4 protein-coding genes are annotated in these 3,930 nt (G+C 59.4%); 2 read left to right on the forward strand and 2 right to left on the reverse strand.

What is annotated here, in order from left to right; all coding sequences use genetic code 11:
* Positions 1-87: 87 nt before the first annotated feature.
* On the reverse strand, positions 88-813 hold the full coding sequence (locus tag A2J03_RS22360) for an SMODS domain-containing nucleotidyltransferase (protein ID WP_197480915.1): 726 nt from the start codon (positions 811-813) through the stop codon (positions 88-90).
* Complete coding sequence (locus A2J03_RS22365) at positions 810-1,424, reverse strand: SLATT domain-containing protein (protein ID WP_068378368.1); 615 nt, start codon at positions 1,422-1,424, stop codon at positions 810-812. Before A2J03_RS22365 ends, A2J03_RS22360 begins: the two co-directional genes overlap by 4 nt.
* Before the next feature lie 501 nt (positions 1,425-1,925).
* On the opposite strand from A2J03_RS22365, the gene A2J03_RS22370 reads away from it, so the two are divergent.
* Positions 1,926-2,861: a hypothetical protein gene (locus A2J03_RS22370; protein WP_068378370.1), complete on the forward strand. Its 936-nt coding sequence runs from the start codon at positions 1,926-1,928 to the stop codon at positions 2,859-2,861.
* 908 nt (positions 2,862-3,769) lie between these two features.
* Positions 3,770-3,930: epoxide hydrolase N-terminal domain-containing protein (locus A2J03_RS30690; protein ID WP_197480916.1), on the forward strand; the 161-nt coding region annotated here is incomplete at its 3' end.

Genomic DNA, 3,930 nt, shown 5'->3' on the forward strand with positions numbered 1-3,930 from the left:
GATCGCCGTGATCTGCTCATGCTGGTCGGACTCATTTCAGTAGATCCCTATTCTAAGCGGGTCCACTGTCCGAAATCCCTGGGCCGATCAGTTGCTGCCCAACGCCAAGTAGAAGTCCTTGTCCGGTTCCTCCATGAGGAACCTGAAGAAGTCGCGGACCATCAAGTCGAACGACCCGGTGCCGGCCGAGTCGTATTCGTTCGTCTGGGCAAAGAACCGGTGAACCAGGGTGTCGATGAGCAGGCCGCCCATACCTACGCCGTTAGCGTTTTTCCACGCTCGGGCCATTCTCGCGAGATGGCGCATGTTCGTCGAGGTGCGACCGTTGCACTCCCTTGTCGCCTCGATCTCGGCACGAGGCTTGGTGACCTTCCAACTTCCCGTCACCGTGTCCGGATAGTCGAAACTGCCGTCAGCGTTCGTGAACGCCGGCTGGACCTCGAACTTGAAGGCGTTGCTTTGGAATTGCACGCGCACGACGCACTGATCGACGCGAATGTCAGTGTTCGAGTAGCGTGCCTTCAGGTCGTTCCGGACGCGTTCCAACATTCTCCGCGGGCCAGACTCGCTGTCATAGTCGCCCCGGATGCTCGGAGGAAGGATGTAGATCATGTCGAGATCGGAGACGCCCTTGATGGCGGTGTGACGGCCGTAGGAGCCCACCATCAGCTTGTGGGCGGTGTCACCGTCTTTGGACCGGAAGTCCTTGTTCAGCGACTTGGTGATCTCGTCCCGCCGTGAACCGACCGTGGTCTCCGTGACGCAGACCTTAAGGTTCGCAAGTAGACCGTCGAAGACCTCGGACGTCTTCACGGCCGCACCTCGCCGGGATTGAGGCGAAGTGCTTCGGGGAGGAACAGGTCGATCTCCCGGGGTGTGAAAGTCATCTCTTCGTTATGCTTGAGCCCCTTTTGAGCGCGCGTGTAGGCCTTTGCGGTCGTCCTCGGCGCATCAGCATAGGCGGCGCTCGTGGCCTCTTGGAGCTCGTCGCGCCGCGTCCTTGCTTGCTCATGGGAGTTGCCACCGGACATCAAGTCGGAGATCAAGGAGATGTAGGACTCACGGACACCCCAGAGCTGGGTGGCAACGACGCGATGGGCGTCGGACTCGTCCGCGAACTTGAAGGTTCTCGCGCCGAGGCTCATCCAGGTCACTAGAAGCGCAATGGACGACGTCGTCAGGCTGGCCAGGACCGGGTTTCCGAAGAGGCCGACCACTGCGACCAGGAAGGTTCCTGAGCTAATAGCCGTAAGGGCGACAAGGACTCCCTGCTGCCGCCGGTGCTTCGTGAAGCAGATGTCAGCCTGCTTCTCTCGGGTTTTGTGACTGTAAACCACGCGCCCGAATGCTTCTCGCACCTGAGCAAGCAGGTATTGATCTCGTCCTGTCTGACCCGTACTGCCAGGTGCTGTCTCGTCCGCCACGCTTCTCCGATCTCCGTCACCGGGCCGGTGCATCCCAGTAGGTATCCGCGAATTATGCCAACGGCCACCGACACGAAGGAAACCTCGGATCGCTGGTGTGTGGTCAGAGACCATCGGCTTCGTCGGAGACCCGCCCTCGTTGGCGTGCCACACGGGTGGGGAATTTCAGTGAGCGCTAGTGGGGAATTTCGATGAGCGCTGTCACCCTCGCAACTAGCTCGGTCTTGGTGGAGTCACGGGCCGGTGTGGTAGTAGTCTGCGGCCGCCCACCGATTTGCTAGCGCCCTCAGTAAGCAGTTGATGAGAATCACGAACGGTCTCGCTGTCTGGTCTTGTTTCCCATGCCTCTGCAACAGGCGGGTGTTAGTAGGAGGCTCGGTACTCGCCTCCCGATCTGTCGGGCGGGAACTAACGCCGCAGGTCTTGTCGTTGCCCAAACCTATGCTGAACACCGAACCCTGGAGCGTCAGCTTCGGGCCCGGTGAACGGAGTGGGTGCCAAATGCAAGCTGAGGTCACTGGTGTAGGTTTCCGCGAGGATCAACTGACCGCGATTGAAGCGGGGTTGACTGCAATGTCAGAGCCGGACGCACGGGTCGCGATCGTCGATGACTTCGTCGACACCGTTCAGCGACTCACCGAGAACCCCGCCTACTCAGCCGGCAGGGGAGCGGGAATCGTCGCTGCTAAGACGATCCATACACCTGCAGGCGACGTCATCGTCTTCAACGCACCCGAACTTCGCAACCGTGACAGCCTCCTACTGGAGAGGCTCGCGGCCCATGAGGCCGGCCACGTCAAACTCGGCAAACGCGGCGAGGGACTGAGAGGCCGCCAGCACCTCGTTGACTCCGAGTGGCGTTGGCAGCTGATGTGCCTCGGCGCCCTGGCCATTGATGAACTTCGGATTGAGCGTGCGCTCGCTGACCTTGCGTATCCGGTCGCATTGACCGGAGACGTCGATTACACCGACGACGCAATGTTCTGGCTGAACTGCGAACTCATGAATGCCTTGGTCGACCCGGCCAACTCAGACGTTGAGAAGTTTCACGACGCCGTTATGTCAACGCAAGATTGGCTGACCAAGCACCTTGCATACGTCGCCGCATATAACTCTAGCCCGACGCCCGATTTATCAGCTCTGTCGAGCCACTCGAGACAGAACTGGAACGATTACATCGCGGCACATTGGGGCAAACGCATTGCCTTCTACGAGAACATCCCGGACGTCCGCACGGCACTCGCCGCCTCAGAACTGGACCCAATCCTGCTGACTGCTATCGACACTGAAGCGGATCTGCTCAGCGCACTGGGATTCCGGCTCTCTGACGGCGGCCACGGCCAGCGTTACGCCTTCCATCGAATCTCTAGCGATGCTCAATGTGATCGCCGGCTGCAGCGCGCGCGAGAAGAGTTCGCGCTGCGAGACAGCGCCTAGATGTGCAGGGCTTAAATCCGCCGTGTTAGCGCGCCAAATTCGATGGTGATCTATGTAGCGCGGTGATAGTAGCGATCGCGTCGAGTGTGAATGCGAGGCGTTCCTCTTGTCACAAGTCCGTGCAGGGGTCGTGACAGCGTTCCTGATCCCCGTGCACCCAATGCCGTGGCTGTGTGTAATCGGCCAGGACTGTCCGACGTCGGAGAAGCGACGGAGGTTCGGTGTCACGAGGGTGTCACAAGTGGGTACATTCGTACCTGTATCGCATTGGTCCACAATGGACGAAAACCGTTGCAACATAACAAACTATCGAGTCCAGGGAAGTGCGTCTGGATCCACTTCCAGGGACTTAAAATCCGCACAGTGTCGGTTCGAGTCCGACTGGGGGCACGTAAGTCCATGTGGATCCAGATTTCTGGACCAGGACAGTGGTTTTCGGGTGGTAGCGTGGACGTCAGTGGCCTTCCATGTATCTGAGTGGACAACTGAGGCAGCGGATTTCAGATCTGCGTCGGATGGTATGCCCTCCGACAGCACATATTCGCATCTGTGCAGCTCAGGGTCGGTCTCCTTGTTGAATAGTCGTCTCCGCGCTTGGCTCGGTGTCACGTGGCTGTCACAATTGGATCTGGCGGAACTGTCTGACCTCACCAACGCTCGCGACCCGTGAGGGCTACTCATCGAGGAGCCTGTGATGAAACAGAGGTTGCGCATGAACATTTGCCGTTAGAGCGTAGACCTTTGACCTCAACCCCACCTACGCAACCCCGTGGCGGTATGGATATGCGATGTGGCTCGTGTCGGGGGAACGGGCCTCTTCTGACGTCAAAGGTGCCCGAATGAGGTGAGGCGGGGAGCACGAGTGATTCAGGACCGTAACTGTCCGCGATGAACTGCACGATGAGTTCATGACAATCACTGCTCCTCCCTCCCCATTTGTTGTCGACGTCCCGCAGTCCGAGCTCGACGACCTGACCCGTCGTGTTCGCGATGCGCGTCTGCCCGAACCCCTCGGCGCCGACGACTGGACTACCGGAGTCCCGATCTCCGTCCTGCGGTCGATGGCGAC

Origin of the sequence: Rhodococcus sp. EPR-157 (assembly GCF_001647195.1) — a bacterium.
In the GTDB taxonomy this organism is placed as follows: domain Bacteria; phylum Actinomycetota; class Actinomycetes; order Mycobacteriales; family Mycobacteriaceae; genus Rhodococcoides.